Here is a 1,545-nt window from a genome sequence, read left to right on the forward strand (position 1 = left end):
CTCGACACGGGAGCCCGCACGGTCGCCGACGGCGCCCAGCAGCTCGACGGCGGAGCGGCGTCGCTCGCCTCGGGCGCCACCGACCTCGCCGCGGGGACGTCGACCCTGAAGGACGGCGCGGCCTCGGCGGCGTCCGGCGCCGAGGCGCTGGCCACCGGGTCCGCCTCCCTCTCCGACGGAGCGGGGAAGGCCCTCGCAGGAGCCCAGCAGCTCGCGACCGGCGCGGGAGCGCTCGCGACCGCCACTCCGCAACTCGCCACCGGAGCGACCGGAGTCGACTCCGGCCTCGCCTCCCTGCTCTCGCGGTACGACTCGCTGTCCGACGCCCAGCGCGTGGCCGAGCTGACCGCCCTCGAGCAGGGTGCGGCCGCTCTCGCGGGCGGAGCCGCCTCGGCGGACGCGGGCGCGCAGACGCTCGCCTCCGGTGCGACCGCGCTCGTCGGCGACGACGGCAGCGGACTGACGGCGCTCGCCGCCGGTGCCGCCACGGTCTCGGGCGGAGCCGCCGACCTCGCGACCGGCACCGCCGCTCTGGCCACCGGGGCGACCTCCGCCGCCGACGGCGCCCAGAAGCTGCAGACCGGTGCGCAGGCCCTCGCCCAGGGAGCTGCGACCCTCGACGGCGGAGCCGCGCAGGTCGCCGGCGGAGTGGACACCCTCTCCGGCGCGATCGGCCCGCTCACCAGCGGCATCGCCTCCGCGGCCGCCGGCGCCTCCGACCTCGCCTCCGGGACGGCCGCCCTCGCGACGGGCGCCTCGGACCTCGCGGACGGCGCCGAGACCGCCGCGACCGGCTCGGCCGACGCGGCCACCGGTTCGCAGGACCTCGCCGACGGGATCGACTCGCTCGCCTCCGGATCGCGCACCCTCGACACGAAGCTCTCGGACGGCGCGGACGACGTGCCCACCTACACCGGCGAGCAGGCGCAGGAGCTCAGCACCGTCGCGGCCGCCCCGGTCGGGATCGACGCCGAGCGGATGAACCGCGTGCCGTCCTACGGCTACGGCCTCGCCCCCTACTTCATGGCCCTCGCGCTCTGGGTCGGCGCGCTCGCCTTCTACCTGATGAGCGCCCCGCTCAGCTCCCGCCTCCTCGCCGCGCGCCGTCCCGCCTGGGTCATCGCGCTGCGCAGCTACCTGCCCGGCGCGCTGATGGCGGTCGCCCAGGGCGTCCTGGCCGCGCTCGTCATCCGCTTCGGAGTGGGCGTCGAGGCGTCGAACCTGCCCGGGCTGATCGGGATCGCCGTGCTCACGAGCCTCACCTTCGTGGCGATCAACCAGGCGCTGATCGCGCTGCTGGACGCTCCGGGCCGGTTCCTGGCGCTGCTGATGATCGTGCTGCAGCTGTCCTCGGCCGGAGGCACCTACCCGGTCGAGACCGCGCCCGCCTTCTTCCAGGCGATCCACGGGGTGCTGCCGCTGACCTGGACGGTGGAGGCGTTCCGCTCGCTGATCGCCGGCGGCAGCATCGGAGTCGCGCACGCGGTCCTGGTGCTCGTGCTCTGGCTGGTCGGGGCGCTCGCCGTGACCGTGCTGGCCGCCGCC

The 1,545-nt window shown here is 76.4% G+C and carries 1 protein-coding gene; it reads left to right on the forward strand.

Annotated elements, in window-relative coordinates; genetic code table 11:
- A partial coding sequence (locus tag C5C82_RS17035; RefSeq protein ID WP_181134474.1) for a YhgE/Pip family protein occupies positions 1-1,545 on the forward strand: 1,545 nt, incomplete at both ends.

Source organism: Rathayibacter sp. AY1D5 (assembly GCF_002932515.1).
Taxonomy (GTDB): domain Bacteria; phylum Actinomycetota; class Actinomycetes; order Actinomycetales; family Microbacteriaceae; genus Rathayibacter.